This is a genomic window from Microvirga sp. 17 mud 1-3, from assembly GCF_003151255.1.
Taxonomy (GTDB): domain Bacteria; phylum Pseudomonadota; class Alphaproteobacteria; order Rhizobiales; family Beijerinckiaceae; genus Microvirga.
The window spans coordinates 1,154,338-1,175,677 of the sequence record NZ_CP029481.1; the positions used below are offsets into that span (position 1 = coordinate 1,154,338).

The 21,340-nt window shown below is 65.2% G+C and carries 26 protein-coding genes and 1 tRNA gene; 14 read left to right on the top strand and 13 right to left on the bottom strand.

Going from position 1 to position 21,340, the window contains the following annotated elements:
* The first annotated feature begins 13 nt into the window (after positions 1-13).
* The 3 genes from C4E04_RS05405 (at position 14) to C4E04_RS05415 (ending at position 1,544) form a co-directional block, all read left to right on the top strand.
* Positions 14-268: a SemiSWEET transporter gene (locus tag C4E04_RS05405; protein ID WP_109595680.1), complete on the top strand. Its 255-nt coding sequence runs from the start codon at positions 14-16 to the stop codon at positions 266-268.
* A gap of 27 nt (positions 269-295) precedes the next feature.
* Positions 296-1,096: a C13 family peptidase gene (locus C4E04_RS05410; protein WP_109595682.1), complete on the top strand. Its 801-nt coding sequence runs from the start codon at positions 296-298 to the stop codon at positions 1,094-1,096.
* Between the two features lie 106 nt (positions 1,097-1,202).
* Positions 1,203-1,544, top strand: a complete 342-nt coding sequence (locus tag C4E04_RS05415; protein WP_109595684.1) for a DMT family protein — start codon at positions 1,203-1,205, stop codon at positions 1,542-1,544.
* A gap of 12 nt (positions 1,545-1,556) precedes the next feature.
* Here C4E04_RS05415 and C4E04_RS05420 read toward each other — a convergent pair whose 3' ends face one another.
* From C4E04_RS05420 to C4E04_RS05435, 4 genes are all read right to left on the bottom strand, one after another.
* Entirely contained in the window at positions 1,557-2,696 is a 1,140-nt protein-coding gene (locus tag C4E04_RS05420; protein ID WP_109595686.1) for a PQQ-dependent sugar dehydrogenase, read from the bottom strand.
* 80 nt (positions 2,697-2,776) lie between these two features.
* Positions 2,777-2,971: a hypothetical protein gene (locus tag C4E04_RS05425; protein WP_109595688.1), complete on the bottom strand. Its 195-nt coding sequence runs from the start codon at positions 2,969-2,971 to the stop codon at positions 2,777-2,779.
* Between the two features lie 140 nt (positions 2,972-3,111).
* Entirely contained in the window at positions 3,112-3,501 is a 390-nt protein-coding gene (locus C4E04_RS05430; protein ID WP_109595690.1) for a VOC family protein, read from the bottom strand.
* 126 nt (positions 3,502-3,627) lie between these two features.
* Positions 3,628-4,617, bottom strand: a complete 990-nt coding sequence (locus C4E04_RS05435; RefSeq protein ID WP_109595693.1) for a tripartite tricarboxylate transporter substrate binding protein — start codon at positions 4,615-4,617, stop codon at positions 3,628-3,630.
* Positions 4,618-4,739: 122 nt separating this feature from the next.
* On the opposite strand from C4E04_RS05435, the gene C4E04_RS05440 reads away from it, so the two are divergent.
* Together C4E04_RS05440 and C4E04_RS05445 are read left to right on the top strand one after the other, a co-directional pair.
* A complete protein-coding gene (locus C4E04_RS05440) occupies positions 4,740-5,942 on the top strand; it encodes a pyridoxal phosphate-dependent aminotransferase (RefSeq protein ID WP_109595695.1) in 1,203 nt (400 codons plus the stop codon).
* Positions 5,939-6,241 carry a hypothetical protein gene (locus tag C4E04_RS05445; protein WP_109595698.1) on the top strand — a complete coding sequence of 101 codons (303 nt, stop codon included), beginning with the start codon at positions 5,939-5,941 and terminating at the stop codon, positions 6,239-6,241. Before C4E04_RS05440 ends, C4E04_RS05445 begins: the two co-directional genes overlap by 4 nt.
* 62 nt (positions 6,242-6,303) lie before the next feature.
* Here C4E04_RS05445 and C4E04_RS05450 read toward each other — a convergent pair whose 3' ends face one another.
* A complete protein-coding gene (locus C4E04_RS05450) occupies positions 6,304-6,789 on the bottom strand; it encodes an Lrp/AsnC family transcriptional regulator (protein ID WP_109595700.1) in 486 nt (161 codons plus the stop codon).
* 115 nt (positions 6,790-6,904) lie between these two features.
* Between C4E04_RS05450 and C4E04_RS05455 the strand changes: the two genes are divergently transcribed.
* The 3 genes from C4E04_RS05455 to C4E04_RS05465 all read left to right on the top strand — a co-directional run bounded on the left by C4E04_RS05455 (position 6,905) and on the right by C4E04_RS05465 (position 9,879).
* Positions 6,905-7,915, top strand: a complete 1,011-nt coding sequence (locus tag C4E04_RS05455; protein ID WP_109595702.1) for a mitochondrial fission ELM1 family protein — start codon at positions 6,905-6,907, stop codon at positions 7,913-7,915.
* The gene (gene trxB / locus C4E04_RS05460; RefSeq protein ID WP_109595704.1) at positions 7,915-8,877 is read left to right on the top strand and encodes a thioredoxin-disulfide reductase; all 963 of its coding nucleotides are present in this window, start codon (positions 7,915-7,917) and stop codon (positions 8,875-8,877) included. Before C4E04_RS05455 ends, trxB begins: the two co-directional genes overlap by 1 nt.
* Before the next feature lie 111 nt (positions 8,878-8,988).
* Positions 8,989-9,879: a LysR family transcriptional regulator gene (locus C4E04_RS05465; RefSeq protein WP_109595707.1), complete on the top strand. Its 891-nt coding sequence runs from the start codon at positions 8,989-8,991 to the stop codon at positions 9,877-9,879.
* Positions 9,880-9,910: 31 nt separating this feature from the next.
* Here the strand turns inward: C4E04_RS05465 and C4E04_RS05470 are convergent, their stop codons facing one another.
* The 4 genes from C4E04_RS05470 to moaA all read right to left on the bottom strand — a co-directional run bounded on the left by C4E04_RS05470 (position 9,911) and on the right by moaA (position 14,033).
* Positions 9,911-10,963: an AraC family transcriptional regulator gene (locus C4E04_RS05470; RefSeq protein WP_109595709.1), complete on the bottom strand. Its 1,053-nt coding sequence runs from the start codon at positions 10,961-10,963 to the stop codon at positions 9,911-9,913.
* 189 nt (positions 10,964-11,152) lie between these two features.
* A complete protein-coding gene (locus C4E04_RS05475; protein WP_245416242.1) occupies positions 11,153-12,031 on the bottom strand; it encodes an NAD(P)-dependent oxidoreductase in 879 nt (292 codons plus the stop codon).
* A 62-nt stretch (positions 12,032-12,093) separates the two neighbouring features.
* Positions 12,094-12,900: a transporter substrate-binding domain-containing protein gene (locus C4E04_RS05480; RefSeq protein ID WP_109595711.1), complete on the bottom strand. Its 807-nt coding sequence runs from the start codon at positions 12,898-12,900 to the stop codon at positions 12,094-12,096.
* A gap of 101 nt (positions 12,901-13,001) precedes the next feature.
* Positions 13,002-14,033 carry a GTP 3',8-cyclase MoaA gene (moaA, locus tag C4E04_RS05485; RefSeq protein ID WP_109595713.1) on the bottom strand — a complete coding sequence of 344 codons (1,032 nt, stop codon included), beginning with the start codon at positions 14,031-14,033 and terminating at the stop codon, positions 13,002-13,004.
* A gap of 113 nt (positions 14,034-14,146) precedes the next feature.
* On the opposite strand from moaA, the gene C4E04_RS05490 reads away from it, so the two are divergent.
* Positions 14,147-14,509, top strand: a complete 363-nt coding sequence (locus C4E04_RS05490; protein WP_109600804.1) for a gamma-butyrobetaine hydroxylase-like domain-containing protein — start codon at positions 14,147-14,149, stop codon at positions 14,507-14,509.
* A 172-nt stretch (positions 14,510-14,681) separates the two neighbouring features.
* Here C4E04_RS05490 and C4E04_RS05495 read toward each other — a convergent pair whose 3' ends face one another.
* Positions 14,682-15,206: a dihydrofolate reductase family protein gene (locus tag C4E04_RS05495; protein WP_109595715.1), complete on the bottom strand. Its 525-nt coding sequence runs from the start codon at positions 15,204-15,206 to the stop codon at positions 14,682-14,684.
* Between the two features lie 47 nt (positions 15,207-15,253).
* Between C4E04_RS05495 and C4E04_RS05500 the strand changes: the two genes are divergently transcribed.
* Positions 15,254-15,811 carry a TetR/AcrR family transcriptional regulator gene (locus C4E04_RS05500; RefSeq protein ID WP_109595717.1) on the top strand — a complete coding sequence of 186 codons (558 nt, stop codon included), beginning with the start codon at positions 15,254-15,256 and terminating at the stop codon, positions 15,809-15,811.
* A gap of 134 nt (positions 15,812-15,945) precedes the next feature.
* On the opposite strand, the gene C4E04_RS05505 is transcribed toward C4E04_RS05500, so the two are convergent.
* The gene (locus tag C4E04_RS05505) at positions 15,946-16,530 is read right to left on the bottom strand and encodes a L,D-transpeptidase (RefSeq protein WP_109595719.1); all 585 of its coding nucleotides are present in this window, start codon (positions 16,528-16,530) and stop codon (positions 15,946-15,948) included.
* Between the two features lie 245 nt (positions 16,531-16,775).
* Between C4E04_RS05505 and C4E04_RS05510 the strand changes: the two genes are divergently transcribed.
* Positions 16,776-16,850: transfer RNA gene (locus C4E04_RS05510), tRNA-Val, on the top strand.
* 73 nt (positions 16,851-16,923) lie between these two features.
* Here the strand turns inward: C4E04_RS05510 and C4E04_RS05515 are convergent.
* Positions 16,924-17,637, bottom strand: a complete 714-nt coding sequence (locus C4E04_RS05515) for an HAD family hydrolase (protein WP_109595721.1) — start codon at positions 17,635-17,637, stop codon at positions 16,924-16,926.
* 102 nt (positions 17,638-17,739) lie between these two features.
* On the opposite strand from C4E04_RS05515, the gene C4E04_RS05520 reads away from it, so the two are divergent.
* The 3 genes from C4E04_RS05520 to C4E04_RS05530 all read left to right on the top strand — a co-directional run bounded on the left by C4E04_RS05520 (position 17,740) and on the right by C4E04_RS05530 (position 19,553).
* Positions 17,740-18,195, top strand: coding sequence for a hypothetical protein (locus tag C4E04_RS05520; RefSeq protein WP_109595723.1), 456 nt, complete (start codon positions 17,740-17,742; stop codon positions 18,193-18,195).
* A 188-nt stretch (positions 18,196-18,383) separates the two neighbouring features.
* Complete coding sequence (rpiA, locus tag C4E04_RS05525; RefSeq protein ID WP_245416294.1) at positions 18,384-19,019, top strand: ribose-5-phosphate isomerase RpiA; 636 nt, start codon at positions 18,384-18,386, stop codon at positions 19,017-19,019.
* A 33-nt stretch (positions 19,020-19,052) separates the two neighbouring features.
* Positions 19,053-19,553, top strand: a complete 501-nt coding sequence (locus C4E04_RS05530; RefSeq protein ID WP_109595728.1) for a DUF2059 domain-containing protein — start codon at positions 19,053-19,055, stop codon at positions 19,551-19,553.
* A 286-nt stretch (positions 19,554-19,839) separates the two neighbouring features.
* Here the strand turns inward: C4E04_RS05530 and C4E04_RS05535 are convergent, their stop codons facing one another.
* Positions 19,840-21,339: a tripartite tricarboxylate transporter permease gene (locus C4E04_RS05535; protein WP_109595730.1), complete on the bottom strand. Its 1,500-nt coding sequence runs from the start codon at positions 21,337-21,339 to the stop codon at positions 19,840-19,842.
* Position 21,340 lies beyond the last annotated feature (1 nt).

Sequence of the window (21,340 nt, forward strand, 5' to 3'; positions counted from 1 at the left end):
GATTCGTCAGACCATGCCCGGCCTAGACATTCTCGGCTTCGTCGCCGCCCTCCTGACCACCCTGTGCTGGCTGCCCCAGGCGTTCAGGACCATCCGCACGAAGGATACCAAGTCCCTGTCCCTGGTGACGCAGAGCGTCTTCACGGTGGGGGTGGGGCTGTGGCTGATCTACGGCATCATCGCCGGCAATGCGCCGATCATCTTCGCCAACGGCGTCACCTTCGTGCTGGTGGCGTTGATCCTCGCTATGAAGTTGCGATACGGCTAGGCACGAACTCGACTCCGGGAGAGTCTCATGCGCCGTTTCCTCGCCTTCGCGCTCATCGGCATGGCCCTCAGCCTCGGGCTTCCCACGGGCGCCTTGAGCCAGCGCGCCCCACAGGCCGAGCGGTTCCGGCTCGAGCCGCACCGGCCCGGGCAGGCGGATGTCTATATCCTGTCCTTCGGCCTCTGGGGGCCGCAGAGCGTCTTCGAAAGCGAGGCGAAGGGCGCCGCGCGCATCCTCGAGCAGCAGCTGGGCTCCAGGGGACGCACGATCGTCCTGTCCAACACCAAGCGCCGCTCGGACGCGACGCCGGACGCGCTCTTCTCGGCGGCCGGGGCGGTCGGCCGGACCCTGGATCCGGAGGAGGACATCCTCCTTCTGGTCCTCACTTCCCACGGCAGCCCGGACGGGATCGGCCTCGTCTCAAGGCGGGACGAGGGCGTGATGACGCCCGATATGGTTCGGGAGCTCCTTGCGGAGACGAAGGCCCGCAACCGCGTGCTCATCGTCTCGGCCTGCTATTCGGGCATCTTCGCCAAGGAGCTGGCGGACGAGCGCACCCTGGTCATCACGGCAGCCGCGGCCGACAGGCCGTCCTTCGGCTGCCAGGATGGGGCGACCTGGACCTATTTCGGCGATGCCTTCTTCAACAAGGCTTTGCGGAATGCCCCCCGCCTCGACGATGCCTTCGACCGGGCGAAACGGTTCGTGACCGCCCGGGAGAAGCGGGAAGGGTTCGATCCCTCGGAGCCGCAGATCGCCGGCGGCGGCCAGGTTTTGGAGCGCCTCGCATCCCGCTGCGCCATGCTCCGGCCGCAGCGCACCTGCTGACCCTCCGGTTCGAGGATCTCTCTCCCATGCGACCCTTCGCGTGTCTTGACACGGCCCGCGAGAGGAATAGGGCAGGGGCCCCCTGTCATCCCTCCCATGAGCGCCCATGAACCCCTACGTCGCTCCGATCGTGATGCTGTGCGCCTCGAACGTCTTCATGACTTTCGCCTGGTACGGCCATCTTAAGTACAAGACATCTGCCCTCTGGATGGCGGTCCTGGTCAGCTGGGCCATTGCGTTCTTCGAATACTGGTTCGCGGTCCCGGCCAACCGGATCGGCTCGGCCGTCTATTCGGCCGCCGAGCTGAAGACCATGCAGGAGGTGATCACCCTCGCGGTGTTCGCCGGCTTCTCGGTGCTCTACCTGAAGGAGCCGCTGGGCTGGAACCATCTGGTCGGCTTCGCGCTGATCGCCTCGGGCGCCACCTTCATCTTCCGGGGCGGGTAGCGGCCGCTCCCGCTACTGGTCGGCCGGCCGGACCCGCAGGATGCGGCCCTGGCTCGAATCCGTCAGCAGGTACACGTAGCCGTCGGGCCCCTGGCGCACGTCGCGGATGCGCTCGCCGAGCTGGCGGAGCATGCGCTCCTCCCCGGTGATCCTGTCGCCGTCCGTCTCCAGGCGCGACACCAGCTTGCCGGCCAGGGCGCCGACCAGCACGCTGCCGCGCCAGGCCGGGAACTTGTCGCCCGTGTAGAAGGCCATGCCCGAGGGCGCGATGGAGGGGTCCCAGTAATAGATGGGCTGCTCCATCCCGGCCTTCTTGGTGCCCTCGCCGATCTTGGCGCCCGAATAATCGACCCCGTAGGTGATGACCGGCCAGCCGTAATTCTTCCCTTTCCGGGGAATGTTGATCTCGTCGCCCCCGCGGGCGCCGTGCTCGGCGGTCCAGAGCTCTCCGGTTGCCGGGTTGAGAGCCGCGCCCTGCACATTGCGATGGCCGATGGACCAGATCTCCGGGCGCGTGCCATCGCGGTTGAGGAAGGGATTGTCGGGGGCGGGCCCGCCTTCGGGACGGATATGAATGATCTTGCCCAGGTGGTTCGCCGGATTCTGCGCCTGGTCGCGCAGGTCGAACCGGTCGCCGACGGTCACGAAGAGATTGCCGTTCCGGTCGAAGACCAGGCGCGAGCCGAAATGGTTGCCGCCCGTATGGGACGGCTCCTGCCGGAAGATGACTTTCGTGTCGGTCAGGGCGCTCCCGGCCTCGTCGAGGCGCCCGCGCATGACGCTGGTGCCGGCCCTTCCTTCCCCCCGGTCCTCCGCGAAGCTCAGGTAGACGAGCCGGTTCTGCGGGAAGTTCGGGTCGAGCGCCACGTCGAGGAGGCCGCCCTGGCCGCGGGCCGCAATGCGCGGCATCCCCTTGATGGGTTCGGACAGGGCCCCATCCGCCGCCACGATCCGCAGGCGGCCGGGCCGCTCCGTCACGAGCATCCGGCCGTCGGGGAGAAACGTGAGGCCCCAGGGATGGTCGAGATTGCGGGCGACCGTCTCGACGATGACCTCCACCTTGTCGGTCCGCACGCGCTGGGTGTCCTGCGCGAAGGCCGGGCCGATGACGAGCGCGAAGGCGAGTGCAAGGAAGGGGCGAAGGCGGGGCATGGAATCTCTCCGTCGTCCGAACAGCCGGAGAGCTAGCCGTTTATGGCGGGCCGTCAACCGAGGGGCCGCTCACGCCCGCGTTATCGGGCGAGGAATGTGGTGGATGTGGTGGTCGCGTGGTCCGAGAGAGCCTGCGTCGTGGTCGCCATCACGGAGATCGTCGCAAGACCCATCAGCATGACCAGGACCAAAGAGAAGCGGCTTTCCTGCCGCGGGTCGAGCCTCTGGGTGCGGGAGGAGACGTGGTAGGTATGGGTCCGGCGGGTGGTATGCATGGCATTTCCCCAGATACTTCACACTTTGCGCAGGAAAAACCTGTGCGAATCGAGAAAGTTCCGGGCGTTAACCAAAATGTTGCTTACGGAATTCCTGGTAAGTGACCGCGTTAACTATTCATTAACCTTTTGGGCGGCGCTCAATTGCTTGAGTTATCGGTCCGCGCCGCGCCGTGGAAGACGGCCTCGATATTGTTGCCGTCCGGATCGAGCGCGAAGGCCGCGTAATAGCCCGGGTGATAGGGGCGCTCTCCCGGCCCTCCGTTGTCCCGGCCGCCATTCGCCAGGGCTGCGACATGGAAGGCCTTCACGGTTTCCACGTCGTGCGCCTGAAAGGCGAGGTGGAGGCGGGAAACTGCACCGTCGGCCTGATCCACCCAGAGTTCGTCGCAGGCAAAATGCCGGGGGCTTTCGGAGGTGAATTGCCGCCCGACCGCCTGCAGGACCGCCCTGTAGAACCGTCGGCTGGCCTCGATGTCGGCGACGCGAAGATGAACGTGATCGATCAGTCGTCCCAGGGAAGTCTGCATGGTCGGTTCCTGTTGGCCTGAGACGAGATAGAGCCGCAAAGCTTCACCGGGAGAGGCCGGCAAACAAAATGGCCGGGACATGCCCGGCCATAAGGTTCACCGATGGGGCGACGGATTCGGAGGGGATCAGTTCCCCTCGACCGTCTTGATGTTCGCGGCTTTGATCACGTCGGCCCAGGTCTGGATCTCCTTGGCCAGATACGGCTTGAAAGCCTCCGGGTCGCGCACGTTCAGCGTGAAGCCGATCTTGGTGATGCGCTCCTTCACGTCGGGCTTGTTGAGGATGTCGATGATGGTCTTCGACAGCTTGTCGAGGATGGGCTGGGGCGTCTTCACGGGCGCGAAGAAGGCGGCCCAGGATTCCGCGTCCGCGTCGGTCACGCCTTGCTCGCGAAGGGTCGGCACGTCGGGAGCCTGCGGATTGCGCTGCCGGCTCGCGAGGCCGATGGCGCGCATCTGGCCGGCCTGGAACTGCGCGAGCACGCTCGGCAGGGTCGAGTTCGACACGTCGATGCGGCCCGCCATCAGCTCCGTCACCAGGGGGGCGGCGCCGCGGAAGGGCACGTGGGTCATCTTGATCCCCGTGCGGGTCATGAAGAGTTCGGTGGCGAGGTGTGAGCCCGAGCCGACGCCCGTGGAGCCGTAATTCAGCTTGCCCGGGTCCTTCTTGGCGAGGGCGATCAGCTCCGGAATGGTCTTCACCGGAAGGCTGTTGCTGACCACGAAGACATGCTCGAAGGCGCCGGCGCCGGCCAGCGGCGCGAAGTCCTTGATCGCGTCGTAGCCCGGCTCCTTCAGGAGGAACATGTTGTTCCCGTGGGTCTGGTTGTTGCCGAACACGATGGTGTAGCCGTCAGGCTCCGCCCGGGCCACGGTCCGGGTGCCGACCGCGCCGGACGCGCCCGCCAGATTCTCGACGATGACGTTCTGGCCGAGGCTCTTGCCCATTTCCTCTGCGACGATGCGAGCGATCACGTCCGTCGGTCCGCCCGCCGGATAGGGCACGACCATCTTGACGACGCGGGTGGGGAAATCCTGGGCTATGGCCGAGGAGGCCAGGAGCGTCGCGCCGGCAAAGAGACCGAGTGCAAGCCGGCGAGTGAGGGAAGGGGTCATCGTTCGGGAGTCTCCTCAAAAAGCCACGGTATGTGGGCTGTTTCGCTTGATTGGACAGCTTATGCGGACTAGGGTCCGCCGCCGTCAACGGTCCCTTCTAACGCCCCGATTGGAGGATTCCCATGGGCTTTTTGTCTGACGCCCTTTCCCGCATCAAGCCGTCTGCGACCATCGTCATCACGCAGAAGGCGCGGGATCTCAAAGCCCAGGGACGGGACGTGATCAGCCTCTCGGTCGGAGAGCCGGATTTCGACACGCCGGACCATATCAAGGAAGCCGCCATTGCGGCCATCCGCCGTGGCGAGACCAAGTACCCGCCGGTCTCCGGCATCGTGCCCCTGCGCGAGGCCATTGCCCGCAAGTTCAAGCGCGAGAACGGCCTCGACTACAAGCCCTCGCAGACCATCGTGTCCACGGGCGGCAAGCAGGTCATCTACAACGCGCTCCTCGCCACCCTGAATCCGGGCGACGAAGTCATCATCCCGACCCCGTACTGGGTTTCATATCCGGAGATGGTCGGCCTGTGCGGCGGCACGCCGGTCTTCGTCGACACCACCATGGAGCACAGCTTCAAGCTCCAGCCGGAACCCCTGGAGCGGGCCATCACGCCCCGGACCAAGTGGATCATCCTCAACTCGCCCTCGAACCCGACCGGCGCCGCCTATTCGCGCGCCGAGATGAAGGCGATCACCGACGTGCTCATGCGCCATCCGCACGTCTGGGTGCTCACCGACGACATGTACGAGCACCTCACCTACGGCGATTTCGAGTTCGTGACTCCGGCCCAGGTCGAGCCCGGCCTCTACGAGCGCACGCTGACCATGAACGGCGTGTCCAAGTCTTATGCCATGACGGGCTGGCGCATCGGCTACGCGGCCGGGCCTGAGCACCTCATCAAGGCCATGGACTTCGTGCAGGGCCAGCAGACCTCCGGCGCCAGCACCATTTCTCAATGGGCCGCCGTCGAGGCTCTCGACGGGCCGCAGGACCATCTGCCGCGCTTCAAGAAGGCCTTCGAGGAGCGCCGCGACCTGGTCGTGTCCATGCTCAACCAGTCGAAGTACCTGAAGTGCCCGGTGCCGGAAGGCGCCTTCTACGTCTATCCGTCCTGCGCCGAGGCCATGGGCAAGACTGCTCCCTCGGGCAAAGTACTCAAGACGGACGAGGATTTCGTCTCCGAGCTCCTCGAGGCGGAAGGAGTCGCGGCGGTGCACGGCTCGGCCTTCGGCCTGGGCCCGAACTTCCGCATCTCCTACGCCACGTCGAACGCGGCCCTGGAGGATGCCTGCAACCGCATCCAGCGCTTCTGCGGGTCCCTGCGGTGAGTGGCTGGCCTCGGACCTTCCACCCGGATCCCGAGGCCCCTCTCTATCGCGTCGACCAGGGCTCGCCCTATCGGGTGAAGGCGGATTTCCGCGTCGACTTCACCAATGGCGGCCATGTGGAGGCGAAGGATTTCCTCCTCGACATCGAAGGGGAGGACGTTACGCCCGAACGGCTGGCCGAGATGATCGTCTCGGCCATGAACCTGCTCAGAGCCGGGCCCGTGACGATCTTTTCCATGCAGATCGTGCGTCGGGGCGAGCACGCGGATGCCGTTCCGGCCCGGGCGCCTGCGCCCTGAGCCGAACGTTTCCGGATTTTTCCTGAACGAAAAGGACCGCCCGCAAGCCCCGGGCGATCTTCTTAGGAGGCGACCTCGGCCGCATCCTCGATCGGCACCAGGGGCTCGTCCTTGATGAGATCGAGCGTGAGGGCCGTGCGCACGTTGCGGACGTTGGGCAGGCTCGTGAGTTCGGAGACGAGACCCTGGAAGGACGCCAGGCTGGGGGCCACGCACTTCATGATGAAGTCGATGTCGCCGGACAGGGTCCAGCATTCCCGGACCATGGTCCAGTCCTTGATCCGCTGCTCGAACTCCATGAGCTCCTTCTTGCCCTGAACGTCGAGCTGGACCATGGCGAAGCACACGATCTCGAAGCCGAGCGCCTTCGGATCGAGCATCGCCCGATAGGCCTTGATGACACCGGCGGCCTCGAGGGCGCGCACACGGCGCAGGCAAGGGGGTGCCGACAGGCCGACTCGCCGGGCCAGCTCCACATTCGTGATGCTGCCGTCGGCTTGCAGTTCCTTGAGAATGGCCCAGTCTATGGAATCGAGGCGTCCGCGCACGTGACCTCCGGGAAAGGCTCGTCTCGGCTGAGTAGACGTTGTAGAGGGTCTGCACAAGCTGGTCCGGCGATTAAGTCGCAACGAACCCCATAAACTCCACAGGCAGAAGGATCGAATGTTGCGTGAATTGGGGCTCACCTCCTGGGTTCTGACCGACGGCAAGGCCGGGGACGAGATGCAGGCCCTGAGCGTCGCAGATGCCTTGAGCCTGTCTCCCGAGATCCGCCGGGTCCGGCCGAGGGCGCCTTTCAGCTGGCTGATGCCCTGGGGGCCGATCGACCCGCGGGAGCGGCCGGGCGCTCATAACAGCCCCCTCGTCCCACCCTTTCCCGATCTCCTGATCGGCTCCGGGCGCCGGGCCGTGCCGTATCTGCGCTTCGTGAAGAAAGCCTCCGGCGGACGGACCTACACGGTGTTCCTGAAGGATCCGCGCACCGGCCCCGGGGCGGCGGACTTCATCTGGGCGCCGAGCTACGACCGGATCCGCGGCCCCAACGTGCTCACCACCCTGACCCCGCCCCATCGGGTCTCGCCCGAGCGCCTTGCGGCCGCAAGGGCGCATCCGGATTCCCGCTTGGCCGGCCTGAAACATCCTCGTGTGGCCGTTCTGGTGGGCGGGAGCAGCCGCCATCACCGGTTCGAGGCCCAGGATGCTGCCCGCTTCACGGCCTACCTGACAACCCTGGCGGAGAGCGGCGCCGCCCTGATGATCACCGCCTCCCGGCGCACGCCCGAGCCCCTGCGGGACGCCCTGGCGGACCTTGCCCGCCGCCATGGCGGCTTCTTCTGGGACGGGACGGGGGAAAACCCCTTCGTGTCCCTCCTTGCCCTGTCGGACGCCGTGGTCGTGACGGCGGATTCCTTCAACATGGTGGGCGAGGCCGCCGCCACGGGCGTGCCGCTCCTGGTCTTCGAGCCGTCCGGCGGGCATCCCAAGCTCCGGGTGTTCCTGGATGCGCTCAAGGAGAAGGGAGTTGTGCATCCCTTCGAGGGGCGACTTGAAGGCGCCCCTTACGAGCCGCTAAATTCAACCCCCCTGATCGCGCGCGCCATTGCCGAGGGCCTGGCCCGCCACCGTCGCGCTCTCGGCCTGCCGGACGCGACATTTCCACTGGAGAACCCCTGATGGCCCAATCCCACGCCAAGCTCATCATCGTCGGCTCTGGGCCTGCAGGCTATACGGCCGCGATCTATGCCGCCCGTGCGCTCCTGGAGCCCGTGCTGATCTCGGGCTTCCAGCCGGGCGGCCAGCTCATGATTACGACCGACGTGGAGAACTATCCGGGCTTCGCCGATGTGATCCAGGGCCCCTGGCTCATGGAGCAGATGCGCCTGCAGGCGGAGCATGTGGGCACGAAGATGGTGTCCGACCACATCGTCAAGGTGGACCTGAGCACCCGTCCGTTCCGCCTGGAGGGGGATTCCGGCGACGTCTATACCTGCGACGCCCTCATCGTCGCCACCGGCGCCCAGGCCAAGTGGCTCGGCCTGCCCTCGGAGGCTCAGTTCCAGGGCTTCGGCGTCTCGGCCTGCGCCACCTGCGACGGCTTCTTCTTCCGCGGCAAGGAGGTGGTGGTCGTCGGCGGCGGCAACACGGCCGTCGAGGAGGCGCTCTATCTGTCCCACTTGGCCAAGAAGGTCACGGTCGTGCACCGGCGCGATTCCTTCCGGGCCGAGCGGATCCTCCAGGATCGCCTGTTCAAGCAGCCCAATGTCGAGGTGATCTGGAATTCGGCCATCGACGAGATCTGCGGCTCGCAGAACCCGACCTCCGTCACCCATGTGCGGCTCAAGAACCTGGTGTCCGGCCAGGTGACGGAGCACAAGACCGACGGTGTCTTCATCGCCATCGGCCATAAGCCCTCGACAGAGCTTTTCGCCGGGCAACTCGACATGAAGCCTGGCGGTTATCTGCTCACCAAGCCCGACTCGACGGCCACGAACGTTCCGGGGGTCTTCGCGGCCGGCGACGTGGCGGACGACGTGTACCGCCAGGCGGTCACGGCGGCCGGAATGGGCTGCATGGCGGCGCTCGAATCCGAGCGCTACCTTGCGGCGCTGGAGACGACCCAGCAGGCCGCTGAATGATTTCATAACAGGAATTTGCTGGACCGCCGGTCGGAATTCCTATTGCGTCCGTCGGGCACCGGTAAGAGATAGAAAACCCGGCTTCAGAGGCCGGGACGTGAGGGGAACGCCGTGGATTGGGACAAAATCCGGATTTTCTATACGGTCGCTGAAGCCGGGAGCTTCACGCGGGCCGGCGACGATCTGGGTCTGAGCCAATCCGCGGTCAGCCGCCAGATCAGCGCCCTGGAGCGGGAGCTGAAGGCGCCCCTGTTCCACCGCCACGCCCGCGGCCTTATCCTGACCGAGCAGGGGGACCTGCTGTTCCGCGCCGCCCGCGACATGCGCATGCGGCTGGAGACCACAAAGGCCCGCCTCGTCGAGACGAGCGAGCGGCCCTCAGGTGTCCTCAAGGTAACCACCACGGTCGGGCTCGGGTCGATCTGGCTGGCACAGCGCATCGCGGAATTCCTCGACCTTTACCCTGAAGTGCGGGTCGAGCTGATCCTCAACAACGAGGAGCTCGATCTCGCCATGCGCGAGGCCGACGTGGCGATCCGCCTGCGGCGGCCCGCCCAGCCGGACCTGATCCAGCGCCGCCTGTTCACGATCCACTTCCACGTCTATGCGTCGAACGACTACCTGAAGCGCTTCGGCGAGCCCAAGACCCTAGAAGAGCTGGACAAGCACCGGATCGTGTCGTTCGGCGGCCAGGAGCCGTCCTATCTCATGTCCGTGCACTGGCTCTCCACGGCCGGTCGCGAAGGCCAGGAGCCCCGGCCGTACCATTACGTGGTCAACAACATCACGGCGCTCCGCTACGCGGTGGAGACGGGTGCGGGCATTGCGGTGCTGCCGGATTACGTTGTGGTCGGAAACCCGCATCTCACCCAGATCCTGCGGGATACCGAGATGCCTTCCCTCGACAGCTATCTCGTGTATGCGGAGGAGATGCGCTCGGTCGCCCGGGTCCAGGCCTTCCGGGACTTCCTCATCAGCAAGGCCCAGCGCTGGACCTATTAGGCGCTGCCTCACGGCTAGTCCCGAGGACGGGCTAAGCGCGCCTCAGCAGGGTCTCGCGCGGAGTCTCGTTGAAAGCGCGCCTGTAGGCCACGCTGAATTCCCCCATATGGCTGAAGCCGCACGCCAGAGCGATCTCGGTCACGGTCGAGGCTGTCGGATCTGCGGCCGCAAGAGACAGGCGAGCTTTCTGCAGCCGGATGGAGCGCAGGAAGGCCATAGGGGTCATGTTCCGGTAATTCTGAAAGCCCGCCTGCAGGCTTCGGGCGCTGACGCCCGCATGAGCCGAAATGTCTGCGAGCGACAGCGGCTCGAAGAAATGCGCCTCCATATAGGCCTCCGCCCGTTTCACATAAAAGGGCGCGACGGCCGATTGAGGCTGAAGCAGGGCTTCGGAATAGTTGTGGCGATGCCCGAACAGGAGGCTGGTAAAGACCAGGTGCTCGAGTTGCTGCCGGATGGCAGGGATATGCCTGACGAGGGAATCCGGATTGCTGAGTTCCGCCTCAATGTACTGCATCGTCCGGAGCCAGCCGGGACCGATGCCCGTATCGAGAGGAAATCCGATTTCGAGGTCGAGGCGCTCGTCGAGATCCCGCCCGAGCAGCTTTGCACAATATTCCGTGAGTCTCTTGCGATCCACAACGAGGGCGCGCGCATCGCAATCCTCCGAGAATTCGAGCGCGCGCTTGGGGCCGGATGAGAAGAAGATGCCATGCGCCCCTGTAATCGCGAAGGTCTCCCGGCCGTAGACCAATTGGGCGCTGCCTGAATGCGCCATGACGAAGGCGATGTTGTTGAGCCGCTCGTCTACTTCTTGCGGAGGCAGGACGATGGAGAGCTTTTGTCCGAACCGGACGTCGAAAATGCCGAGCTCTTGGGTTCCGTGAAACTGAAAGATGCCGTGAAACGGTCCCGCCCGGGTTGCCGGAATAAGCGTCTGCGGAGAAATGAAATTGCTCAGGGAATGTTCGAGCTCGTCGACCTCCGAGGTTTCACAATGATAATCGGCAAAGATCTTCTGGGCTTGAGCCGAAACGGGCTGAGAGGGGTCCGGAATATTGGCTGAAGCGATTGATCTGCCCATGGGCTCGGCTCGGAGAGGGATTCCGAATCTGCATATATGCTCTCCCCTTGTCCACGGGCTTGGGCGCAGAGGAGAGCAGATGCACGGGCTCTAAAGAACTAGTCTCGGCGTTCGGTTCGCCAATACATAAACCCTTGGGCGAATTGCGTGCGGATACTTAACTACCGGTTGGTGTGGGGCCGGGCGACCTTATTTTTCCAATCGCGAGATCAGGCTCGACGTATCCCAGCGGTTGCCGCCCTTCGCCTGCACGTCGGCGTAGAACTGGTCCACCAGGGCCGTCACGGGCAGGCTGGCGCCGTTCTTCCGCGCCTCGGAGAGGACGATGGAGAGGTCCTTGCGCATCCAGTCCACCGCGAAGCCGAAATCGAACTTGCCCTGATTCATGGTCTTGCCGCGGTTCTCCATCTGCCATGAGCCGGCGGCGCCCTTGGAGATCACGTCGAGCACGGCCTCGATGTCGAGGCCGGCGCGCTTGCCGAAATGGATGCCCTCGGACAGGGCCTGGACGAGGCCCGCGATGCAGATCTGGTTGATCATCTTGGTGAGCTGGCCGGAGCCGGCCGGGCCCATGAGCCGGCAGGCCCGAGCGAAGCTCATGATGACGGGCTCGGCCTTCCCGTAGGGCTCCGCATCGCCGCCGCACATGACGGTCAGCACGCCGTTTTCGGCGCCCGCTTGGCCACCGGAAACCGGTGCGTCCACGAAGGCGGCATCCTTTGCCCGGGCGGCTTGGTAGAGCTCGCGAGCGACCTCCGCGGAGGCGGTGGTGTGGTCGACGAAGATGGAACCGGGGCGCAGCGCCTGGAAGGCGCCGTCCGGGCCAAGGGTGACTTGGCGCAGGTCGTCGTCGTTGCCGACGCAGGCGAACACGATGTCCTGTCCCTCGGCGGCCTCGCGGGGTGTCGGCACGGCGCGGCCGCCATTCTCCGAGACCCACTTGTCGGCCTTTTCGGCCGTGCGGTTGTAGACCGTCACCTCATGGCCTTTGGCCTTCAGGTGGCGCGCCATGGGATAGCCCATGACTCCCAGACCGATGAAACTGACCTTCATGCCGCCTTGCGCCATCTTCCGCTCCCTGAACCGTCGATAAAGGTTCTATGGAGAGACCCGGCGGGGAGCAACCGTTCTCACTTGATATCGAACGGAAAATACTTGGCGCGGATCCGATCATAGGTGCCGTCGGCCATGACTTTGTCGATGGCCTCGTCGAACCGCGCCTTGAGGGCCGTGTCCTCCTTGCGCATTCCCACACCGTAGAACTGGCGCCGATAGGGAGGATCTGCGGGGGCGGGGCCGAGAATCCGGCAGCATTCGCCCTCGCGGGACTTGAGGAATTCGGCCAGGGCACGCTTGTCGCCGAACACCGCGTCGATGCGGCCCACGAGAAGATCGAGATTGGCCTCGACGGGGGTCGAGTAGGGGATGATCTCGGCGCCCTTGTAGTTCTGCCGGAGATAATCGAGATGATCGGAGCGGTCCGTGGCGCCGATCTTCCGGCCCGCGAGTGCGCTCGGCGTGACGCCGTTGAGAGAGCTTTCCTTGGGCGCAATGAAGATGGCCGGGATCCGGTAATAGGGCTTCGAGAAGGCGAGGCGCTTCTGGCGCTTCTCGGTGATTTCGAGGGACGACATGACCGCATCGTATTCGCGGTTGAGAAGGCCGCGCTGGATGCCTTCCCATTCGTGCTGCACGAAGACGCAATCCGCCTTCATGACGTCGCACAGGGCCTTGCCGAGATCGACCTCGAACCCCTGCAGCTCGTTGTTTTCCATGTAGTTGAAGGGAGGGTAGGCGCCCTCGATGGCGATGCGGATGGTCGGGCTGTCCGGAGCCTTCGGCTGGGACGTATCCTGGGCCGTTGCCGGGGTGGCGGCGAGCCAGAAGAAGAGGCCCGCCATGGCGGTCAGTCGGCGCCCGAAACTCAACACGATCACGATGCTGTTGCCCTGAATGTCGTCGGCGATATTCCTTGAACCTGTTGAATAGTCAAGATTCTCCAGCGGCCAATACTGTCGCGGGATAGTATTCTTAAGGACTAGCCGCCAGTCGTGCTCATGTGACGCCGCAGGGCGGGGCGGGCATGGCGGCGGTCGATGACGAAGTCGTGGCCCTTGGGCTTGCGGGCGATGGCACCGAGGATGGTCTGGCGCAGCAGGTCGTCGCTCTGCGAGGCCCGCACCGGATGCCGCAGATCGGCGGCGTCCTCCTGGCCGAGGCACATGAAGAGCTGGCCTGTGCAGGTCAGCCGCACCCGGTTGCAGCTCTCACAGAAGTTATGGGTCATGGGCGTGATGAAGCCGAGCCGGCCACCCGTTTCGGCCACGCGCACATAGCGGGCAGGGCCGCCCGTGCGATCTTCGACCGCATCCAGGGTGAAACGCCGGCTAAGGCGGGCGCGCACCAGGGAGAGGGGCAGGAACTGGTCGATGCGCTCACCATCGATCTCCCCGAGGGGCATGACCTCGATGAGGGTCAGATCCATGCCGCGCCCGTGGGCCCAGGTCAGGAGCGTCTCGATCTCGTCCTCGTTCACGTCCTTCAGGGCGACCGCGTTGATCTTGACCTTCAGGCCCGCCGCTTGAGCGGCATCGAGGCCCGCCATCACCTTCGATAGGTCGCCCCAGCGGGTGATGCGTCGGAACTTGTCGGCGTCCAGGGTATCGAGGGACACGTTGACGCGCCTCACGCCGCAGGCCGCGAGTTCCGAAGCGTAGCGGGCAAGCTGCGAGCCGTTCGTCGTCAGGGTCAGTTCGTCCAGGGCGCCGCTTTCCAGATGGCGCGAGAGGGAGCCGAAGAGGCTCATGATGTCCCGCCGCACCAGGGGCTCGCCCCCAGTGATGCGCAGCTTGCGCACGCCGCTGTCGACGAAGACGGAGCAGATCCGGTCGAGCTCCTCCAGGGTCAGCAGGTCCCGCTTCGGCAGGAACGCCATGTCTTCCGACATGCAATAGACGCAGCGGAAATCGCACCGGTCCGTCACCGAGACCCGCAGATAGGTGATGTCCCGGCCGAAGGGATCGACCAGGGGCTGGGCCGCGGAGGAGGGCAGGGGCATGTCTGCCGGCATGGGAGGGGCGATCCTTTGCGGGTTGTCCCGGAAGGGCACCCAGCGTAGTGATCGGGCCGCGGGCGTCAATTCACAAACCGGGCAGGAGGCGAGGGAACATGGCCGAGGGGAACATGGCAACGGAACGCTGGCCCACCGAGCTGCGGCTCTCCCCGGATAAGCGCAGCCTGCGCATCGCCTTCGACGACGGCACGGCTTTCAACCTCCCGGCCGAATACCTGCGGGTGACGAGCCCCTCGGCGGAGGTCCAGGGCCACAGCCCCTCCGAGCGCAGGACCGTGCCGGGCAAGCGCAATGTCCAGATCCTCGCGGTCGAGCCCGTCGGCAACTATGCCGTCAAGCTCGTCTTCGACGACATGCACGATACCGGCATCTACGGCTGGGACTATCTCCACCGGCTCGGCGCCGAGCAGGAGGAACGCTTCGCGGCCTATCTGGCGGAACTCTCCGCCAAGGGATTGTCGCGGGACCGCTGATGGGAGGTGGATTGGGCAGCAGAGACCGCTAACGGTCCTGTAAGCAGCTGAATTTATGGCCGAATTGCCATGCTCTATGGAGAGCTCACGGCCCGTGATCCCTCTCGTGTAAACGCGGCCTTTGCGTGGCCTTTGCCGGGAACTCGGATCACTTCGGCGCGAACCGATTGCCCTAGAATCGATAGTGTAGCCGGACACAGCCTTTGTCGATCACTTGGGCGCTGATGAGCGTCGGGCTCGCGCGAAAGCCGGTGAGCGGAAAGAGCGGTCGGCCGCCACCCAGCATCTCCGGGATAATGTAGATTTCGATCTCGTCCAGCGCCCCGCGCTCGAGGAAGGCCATCTGCAACTGCCCGCCACCCAGCATCCAAACGTCGCCGTCGTCCAGCCTGCGAAGCTCGCGGATCAGCGCATCGACATCACTCCGGACCTCCAGCGGTCCTTTCGGATTCTCGATCGGCCGCGACGTAACGACGATCACGCGCTTATCGCCGTAAGCCCAGGGAGAGGGATCCCGTGCGATGAAATCGTACGTGCCGCGCCCCATCACGACGGTGTGGATGCGCTTGAGGAAGGTGCGATAGTCGTGCTCCCCGAGGTCCATGTCGTCGTACTGGAGCAGCCAGTCCAGATCCTCGTCCTCGGTAGCGATCAGCCCATCGAGGCTGGCGGCGATGTACCCCAGGATTCTGGCCATGCGGTTCCTCCATTGATTAATAAACGAATAAACGTTTATATATTCTCATGGCAAGACCCAAGACCATTTCAGACGAGCAGGTGCTCGACGCTCTGTTCGGAACGCTGCTGGAAAACGGTCCCGACCGACTGACCTTCGCCCACGCGGCCAAAGCCTGTGGCCTCTCACCGGCGACGCTGGTTCAGCGCTACGGCAGCCGCGAGGCTTTGGTCCAGGCCATTCTCCTGCGCGCATGGGACCGTCTGGACGCGGAGACCGAAGCAGCTGATGCGGAGGAGGCGCCGACGCCTCAAGGCGCAATCGACCTGCTGCTTCGTCTCATGCCGACCGAAAATGCGGAACGCGATGCCACCAACGGTCTGTTGCTGCTGAGAGAGGACATTCGCAATCCCGTCCTGCGCAGGCGAGGCGCTGCTTGGGGCCGTCGTCTCGCCGAAATCCTCAGCCGCCGCCTCTCGGTGGACCGGAAGCAGGGCGAGCGCCTGGGTTGGCAAATGGTGAGCCTCTGGCAGGGCGCACATACATGGTGGGCCTTCACACGGGAGGAGCCAGCCGAGCAGGCGATCAGACGGGTCCTGGAGGAATGGGTTGCAGACTTAAAATGACCGATGCGCCCGGGATTGCCCGCAGAGCGCACGGCCGCATTTGCCGGCTGTTCTGTCAGATGCCGGAAGGAAAGCGTCATCCCGAGCCTGCAACAGGTGAGTCCCGGGATGACGGAAATTGAACGACGTATGCCTTACCGCTGCACCACGACGCGGGCGCCGACCTTCGCGCGGTTGTAGAGGTCAATCACGTCCTCGTTGGTCATGCGGATGCAGCCGGACGACACCGCCTCGCCGATGGTCTCGGGCTCGTTGGAGCCGTGGATGCGGTAGATTGTGCTGCCGATATAGAGGGCGCGGGCGCCGAGCGGGTTGTCCGGGCCGCCGGCCATGTGGCGCGGCAGGTCGGGACGGCGCTTGAGCATCTCGGCCGGCGGACGCCAATCGGGCCATTCCCGCTTCATGGTGACCGAATGGGCCCCGGCCCAGGTGAAGCCGGGCCGTCCCACGCCGACGCCGTACTGGATCGCCTTGCCGTCCCCCAGAACGAAGTAGAGCCGGCGCTCGTTCGTGGAGACCACGATGGTCCCGGGCGCATAGCGCCCTTCGAAGGAGACGATCTGGCGTGGGATCGGGGAGGCCTGAACGTTCAGCGACTCCTCGGGCCCGTAGAGGGGCTGCCGGGTGAGAGGATCGATTGCCGTGAAAGCTGCGGCCGGCGTCGCAAGGGCGGCGAAGGCACAGACAAGCCCTGTCAGGGCAGCGCGGGTGCGTCCCATATTTGCCTCGAATTCAACAAGTTTGGTGCGGGTTGGTGATCTCTCAACGCAATGGCCGCGTTTCGGATCCGTTGAATAACAAAGGTCCGTTATGAAATCACCCGATCGAGGTGCCTCATTTTCGCCACATCGTAACCGGGAGGTTAAGGTCAGGCTGCCGCAATCGGTCGTTGGAGAAATGTCGGGGCTGGGCTGTCGGAACCGCTTGACGCCGGGGGATCATCGACTTTAGAAGGCCCTGGTCAGGGCGCGTAGCTCAGCGGGAGAGCATTCGCTTCACACGCGAAGGGTCACAGGTTCAATCCCTGTCGCGCCCACCATTTCCTTCCTGACAATCAAATTCACGATTTCGTGCGGGCCATCGCGGCCCGATCTCTCCGGTGGCTTACTCCCTCAGGCAGCCGCCAGCCGCACGAGAGTGCCGACGGCGTCGAACAGCTCGTCGAAATGGCCGATCACCAGATCCGGGTTGAGCCGGCGCACGGGCACGTCCGTATAGCCGAACGGCACTGCAACGGACGGAATGCGGGCCGCCTGGGCCGTCACGATGTCGGTGCGCGAATCGCCGACCATCACGGCCCGATGCGGGCTGCCGCCGGCCCGCTCGATCGTGAGGGTGAGGTGGCGCGGATCGGGCTTGAAGACCGGGAAGGTGTCGCGCCCGCAATTGGCCGCGAAAAGATCGGCGATCCCCAACGCCTCGATCAGGCGAACGGAATGGTCCTCGAACTTGTTGGTGCACACCGCCAGCAGGAAACCGGCCTGACGCAGGCGCCCCAGGGCCGCCTCGACGCCCGGATAGAGCTTCGTCCTGACGCAGATATTGTCCCGGTAATGGACCATGAAGGCCTGGAACAGGTCGTCCAGGCGGGCGGGTGCCAGCTCCTTGCCGGCCTCCTCGAAGCCGCGCTGGAGGAGGGCCCGGGCACCGACGCCGACCAGGTCGCGCGCCTTGCGCAGGGGCAGGGACGGCAGCCCCTCGCCCTCGAGAATGACGTTCAGGGTCCCGATCAGGTCTCCGGCCGTGTCGGCCAGCGTGCCGTCGAGGTCGAAGACAACAATGGGCGGAGCCACGCGGGGCGCGACGGATGGGCTTTGAATGGCCATGGAGGTCGGCTACCTGCAGAGGACGAGGGAATCAAGCATGAGGGGATGATATGGTCTTATGGTTGATTCGTTCTTACCGGGCTCACCAAGAAGGAGTGTTGCATGCGGCTTGCCGGTTCCTTGGCGTATTTATCCTCGGCTTTCGTTTTGGCTAGCCTGACGGCTCCGGCTTTCGCCGCTCCTTACGATTTCGTGCCTGCCCCGCAGACCGATCTGAACCGGATCTACCGGATCGACCGCATTACGGGCGAAGTCAGCTCCTGCCAGTACGGCCTTCAGGAGGGCACCATCGGCGTGACCCTGTGCTTCGGCGCAGGCGAAGGCGCGGGACCGCAGGTGCCTGGCGAATACGGTCTCGTGGCCTCCCGCCACGAGCGCGAGGGCGGTGTGTTCAGGGTCAATTACCGGACCGGCGACATGAGCATCTGCTACGTGTTCGACGAGAAGGTGGTGTGCACGCCCCAGACCAATCCGTCGGCCCAGGGGCTGCCCCAGGCCGCTCCGGCCGCGACTCCGAGCGTGCGGCCCGGCACGGGCGCATCGCCGCAGCGGCCCTGACCGGCCTTGCCGGACCGCATCGATCCGTTGAAAAGAGCCTGAAACAATCTTTCTTCTCCGGGTGCCGACATGCTAGAGCCCAGCCGGGCCGGCCGCGCCAGGAGGACGACCAGCATTAGGAACCATCAGTGAGCGACAATCTGAAGCGCGATGTGGGCGAACGGGCTGCGGCCCTCGTGACCGACGGAATGAGGCTTGGACTCGGGACCGGGTCCACGGCCGCCTATTTCGTCGCTGCCCTCGGCGCGCGCGTGCGGGAGGGCCTGTCGGTCGTCGGGGTGCCTACCTCTGAGGCGACCCGGGAGCAGGCCCAGCGCGAGGGCATTCCGCTGACGACCCTCGACGAGACCCCCGAGCTCGATCTCACGGTCGATGGGGCCGACGAGATCGACGACGATCTGCGCCTCATCAAGGGCGGCGGCGGCGCCCTGCTGCGGGAAAAGATCGTCGCCTCGTCAAGCCGCCGCATGATCGTGATCGCCGATGGCTCCAAGCGGGTCTCCCGCCTCGGCCGCTTCCCGCTGCCGATCGAGGTGGTGCCCTTCGGCCTGCGCGCGACCCAGGTGGCTATCGAGAAGCTCCTGGAGACCCTGGAAATGAGCGGGGAGATTCACCTGCGCCGGACCGCCGACGGAACGCCCTACATCACGGATGGCGGGCATTTCATCCTCGATGCGCATCTCGGGCGCATCGAAAAGCCCAACGTGCTCGCCTCGACGCTCAACAACATCCCGGGCGTCGTGGAGCACGGTCTCTTCATCGGCCTTGCCACGGGGGCGATCCTCGCCACCGATCAGGGTCTCGTCGAACTTGGTCAGGTCTGACCGTCCTATCGTCATGACTGGAGCTTACACCCCATGATCCGTACCCCCCGTCTGGCCGCGTTCGCCGCCGCCATCGTGATGCTCGCGGGCCCCGCTTTCGCGCAGACTGCGCAGCCCACGGAGAGCCAGCTGGCCCTCGCCCGTGAGGTCGCCATCAATTCCGGCATGACCCGGTCCATCGACGCCATGACCGAGCCCTTCTTCATCCAGCTGCAGCAGATGAACGTCACCCGTCCGGAGATCAAGAAGGACCTGGAAGAGGTGGTCACGATCATCCGTCCCGAGGTCGAGCAGCAGAAGGACAAGATGATCGACAGCGCGGCCCGCGCCTTCGCGACCCGCCTGTCGGAAGCCGAGCTCAAGGAAATCGCGGCCTTCTACCGCACGCCGGCCGGCAAGAAATACGTGGAAGTGCAGCCCGGCCTCCTCGACGACATCGTCAAGGATCTCGCCACCTGGGCGCAGAACGTGTCGGAATACGTCATCATCCGCGCCCGCGCCGAGATGAACAAGCGCGGCCATCAGCTGCAGTAAGCAAGACGTATCGTCAGAATGCAAAAAGGCCCGGTTTCCCGGGCCTTTTTCTTGTGTGGGGTGAGGAGTGCAGGGTGGCGTTTCCTGTGTCATTCCGGGGCGCCGAAGGCGAGCCCGGAACCCATAAACACCAGGGTTTCAGAATGAGCCGCTGCGATAGCCGCAGCGCTTTGTCCTACATCGTCAGCGTTTATGGGTTCCGGGCTCTCGCTATGCTCGCCCCGGAATGACGGTGAGGCACGGCCTTCTTTTGTCTTGAAGCGGGGAGAAGGCCGTGCCGGCAGGCTTAATCCTCGTTCATCTTGAAGCGGTTCAAACCCTTGAGAATGAAGGGCAGGACCAGGGCGATGAGCGCGATGGCCAGGAGCGTGGCCGAGATCGGGCTCTGCACCAGGATCATCGGGTCACCGAGGCTGATCGAGAGGGCGCGGCGCAGCTGCGCCTCCGCGATGGGCCCGAGGATCAGTCCGACCACCACGGGCGCGATCGGATAGTCGAAGCGCCGCATCAGGAAGCCGAGGACGCCGAAGGCGCCGAGCATGGTCAGCTCGACCACGGAGGGCTTGGCCGCGATGGTGCCCATGGTGGCGAAGACCAGGATGCCCGCATAGAGCCAGGGCTGCGGAATAGCGAGGAGCTTCACCCACAGGCCCACCAGCGGCAGGTTCAGCACCAGCAGCATGGCGTTGGCGATGAACAGGCTGGCGATCAGGCCCCAGACCAGCTCCGGCCGCTCGGCGAAGAGCAGGGGGCCGGGATTGAGGCCGTATTGCTGGAAGCCGGCCAGCATCATGGCGGCGGTCGCCGAGGTCGGCAGGCCGAGCGCCAGGAGCGGCACCAGGGTTCCGGCCGCCGACGCGTTGTTGGCGGCTTCCGGCCCGGCCACGCCCTCGATGGCGCCCTTGCCGAACTCCTCCGGATATTTCGTCAGCCGCTTCTCGGTCGAATAGGACAGGAAGGTCGGGATCTCGGCGCCGCCTGCCGGCAGGGCACCGATCGGGAAGCCGAAGAGGGTGCCGCGGATCCAGGGCCACCAGGAGCGTTTCCAGTCCTCCTTGGTCATCCACAGGGAGCCACGCACCGGCTCGACCACCTCCTCCTGGATGTGGCGGCGGGACGCGACATAGAGCGCTTCGCCGACCGCGAAGAGGCCGACCGCCAGGGTCGTCACCTCGACACCGTCGAGAAGTTCTGGCACGCCGAAGGTCAGGCGCGCCTGGCCCGTGAGCTTGTCGATGCCGACGAGGCCCAGCGCCAGGCCGACGAACAGGCTGGTCAGGCCGCGGATCGGCGAGTCGCCGAAGGTGGCCGAGACGGTCACGAAGGCCACGCACATGAGGGCGAAATAGTCCTCGGGGCCGAACCGGACGGCCAGTTCCACGAGGGTCGGGGCCAGGAAGGCGAGGCCGAGCGTCGCAATGGTGCCGGCCACGAAGGAGCCGATGGCCGAGGTGGCGAGCGCCGGGCCGCCGCGGCCGGCCTTGGCCATCTTGTTGCCTTCGAGCGCCGTCGCCATGGAGGCGCTTTCGCCGGGCGTGTTGATGAGGATGGCCGTGGTCGAGCCGCCATACATGCCGCCGTAATAGATGCCCGCGAACATGATGATGGAGCCGCCCGGATCGAGCTTAAAGGTGATCGGCAGCAGCAGCGCGACCGTGAGCGCCGGGCCGATGCCTGGGAGAACGCCGACGGCGGTGCCGAGAAGCACGCCGATGAGCGCGAAGAGAAGGTTCATCGGCTGGATCGCGACGGTCAGGCCATGCGCGAGGGCGAAAAGGGAATCCATG

Coding starts and splice junctions, on each gene's coding strand:
- C4E04_RS05405 (WP_109595680.1), top strand. CDS start 14: ATGCCCGGCCTAGACATTCTCGGCTTCGTCGCCGCCCTCCTGACCACC.
- C4E04_RS05410 (WP_109595682.1), top strand. CDS start 296: ATGCGCCGTTTCCTCGCCTTCGCGCTCATCGGCATGGCCCTCAGCCTC.
- C4E04_RS05415 (WP_109595684.1), top strand. CDS start 1,203: ATGAACCCCTACGTCGCTCCGATCGTGATGCTGTGCGCCTCGAACGTC.
- C4E04_RS05420 (WP_109595686.1), bottom strand. CDS start 2,696: ATGCCCCGCCTTCGCCCCTTCCTTGCACTCGCCTTCGCGCTCGTCATC.
- C4E04_RS05425 (WP_109595688.1), bottom strand. CDS start 2,971: ATGCATACCACCCGCCGGACCCATACCTACCACGTCTCCTCCCGCACC.
- C4E04_RS05430 (WP_109595690.1), bottom strand. CDS start 3,501: ATGCAGACTTCCCTGGGACGACTGATCGATCACGTTCATCTTCGCGTC.
- C4E04_RS05435 (WP_109595693.1), bottom strand. CDS start 4,617: ATGACCCCTTCCCTCACTCGCCGGCTTGCACTCGGTCTCTTTGCCGGC.
- C4E04_RS05440 (WP_109595695.1), top strand. CDS start 4,740: ATGGGCTTTTTGTCTGACGCCCTTTCCCGCATCAAGCCGTCTGCGACC.
- C4E04_RS05455 (WP_109595702.1), top strand. CDS start 6,905: ATGTTGCGTGAATTGGGGCTCACCTCCTGGGTTCTGACCGACGGCAAG.
- trxB (WP_109595704.1), top strand. CDS start 7,915: ATGGCCCAATCCCACGCCAAGCTCATCATCGTCGGCTCTGGGCCTGCA.
- C4E04_RS05470 (WP_109595709.1), bottom strand. CDS start 10,963: ATGGGCAGATCAATCGCTTCAGCCAATATTCCGGACCCCTCTCAGCCC.
- C4E04_RS05475 (WP_245416242.1), bottom strand. CDS start 12,031: ATGGCGCAAGGCGGCATGAAGGTCAGTTTCATCGGTCTGGGAGTCATG.
- moaA (WP_109595713.1), bottom strand. CDS start 14,033: ATGCCGGCAGACATGCCCCTGCCCTCCTCCGCGGCCCAGCCCCTGGTC.
- C4E04_RS05490 (WP_109600804.1), top strand. CDS start 14,147: ATGGCAACGGAACGCTGGCCCACCGAGCTGCGGCTCTCCCCGGATAAG.
- C4E04_RS05495 (WP_109595715.1), bottom strand. CDS start 15,206: ATGGCCAGAATCCTGGGGTACATCGCCGCCAGCCTCGATGGGCTGATC.
- C4E04_RS05500 (WP_109595717.1), top strand. CDS start 15,254: ATGGCAAGACCCAAGACCATTTCAGACGAGCAGGTGCTCGACGCTCTG.
- C4E04_RS05505 (WP_109595719.1), bottom strand. CDS start 16,530: ATGGGACGCACCCGCGCTGCCCTGACAGGGCTTGTCTGTGCCTTCGCC.
- C4E04_RS05515 (WP_109595721.1), bottom strand. CDS start 17,637: ATGGCCATTCAAAGCCCATCCGTCGCGCCCCGCGTGGCTCCGCCCATT.
- C4E04_RS05520 (WP_109595723.1), top strand. CDS start 17,740: ATGCGGCTTGCCGGTTCCTTGGCGTATTTATCCTCGGCTTTCGTTTTG.
- rpiA (WP_245416294.1), top strand. CDS start 18,384: ATGAGGCTTGGACTCGGGACCGGGTCCACGGCCGCCTATTTCGTCGCT.
- C4E04_RS05530 (WP_109595728.1), top strand. CDS start 19,053: ATGATCCGTACCCCCCGTCTGGCCGCGTTCGCCGCCGCCATCGTGATG.
- C4E04_RS05535 (WP_109595730.1), bottom strand. CDS start 21,339: ATGGATTCCCTTTTCGCCCTCGCGCATGGCCTGACCGTCGCGATCCAG.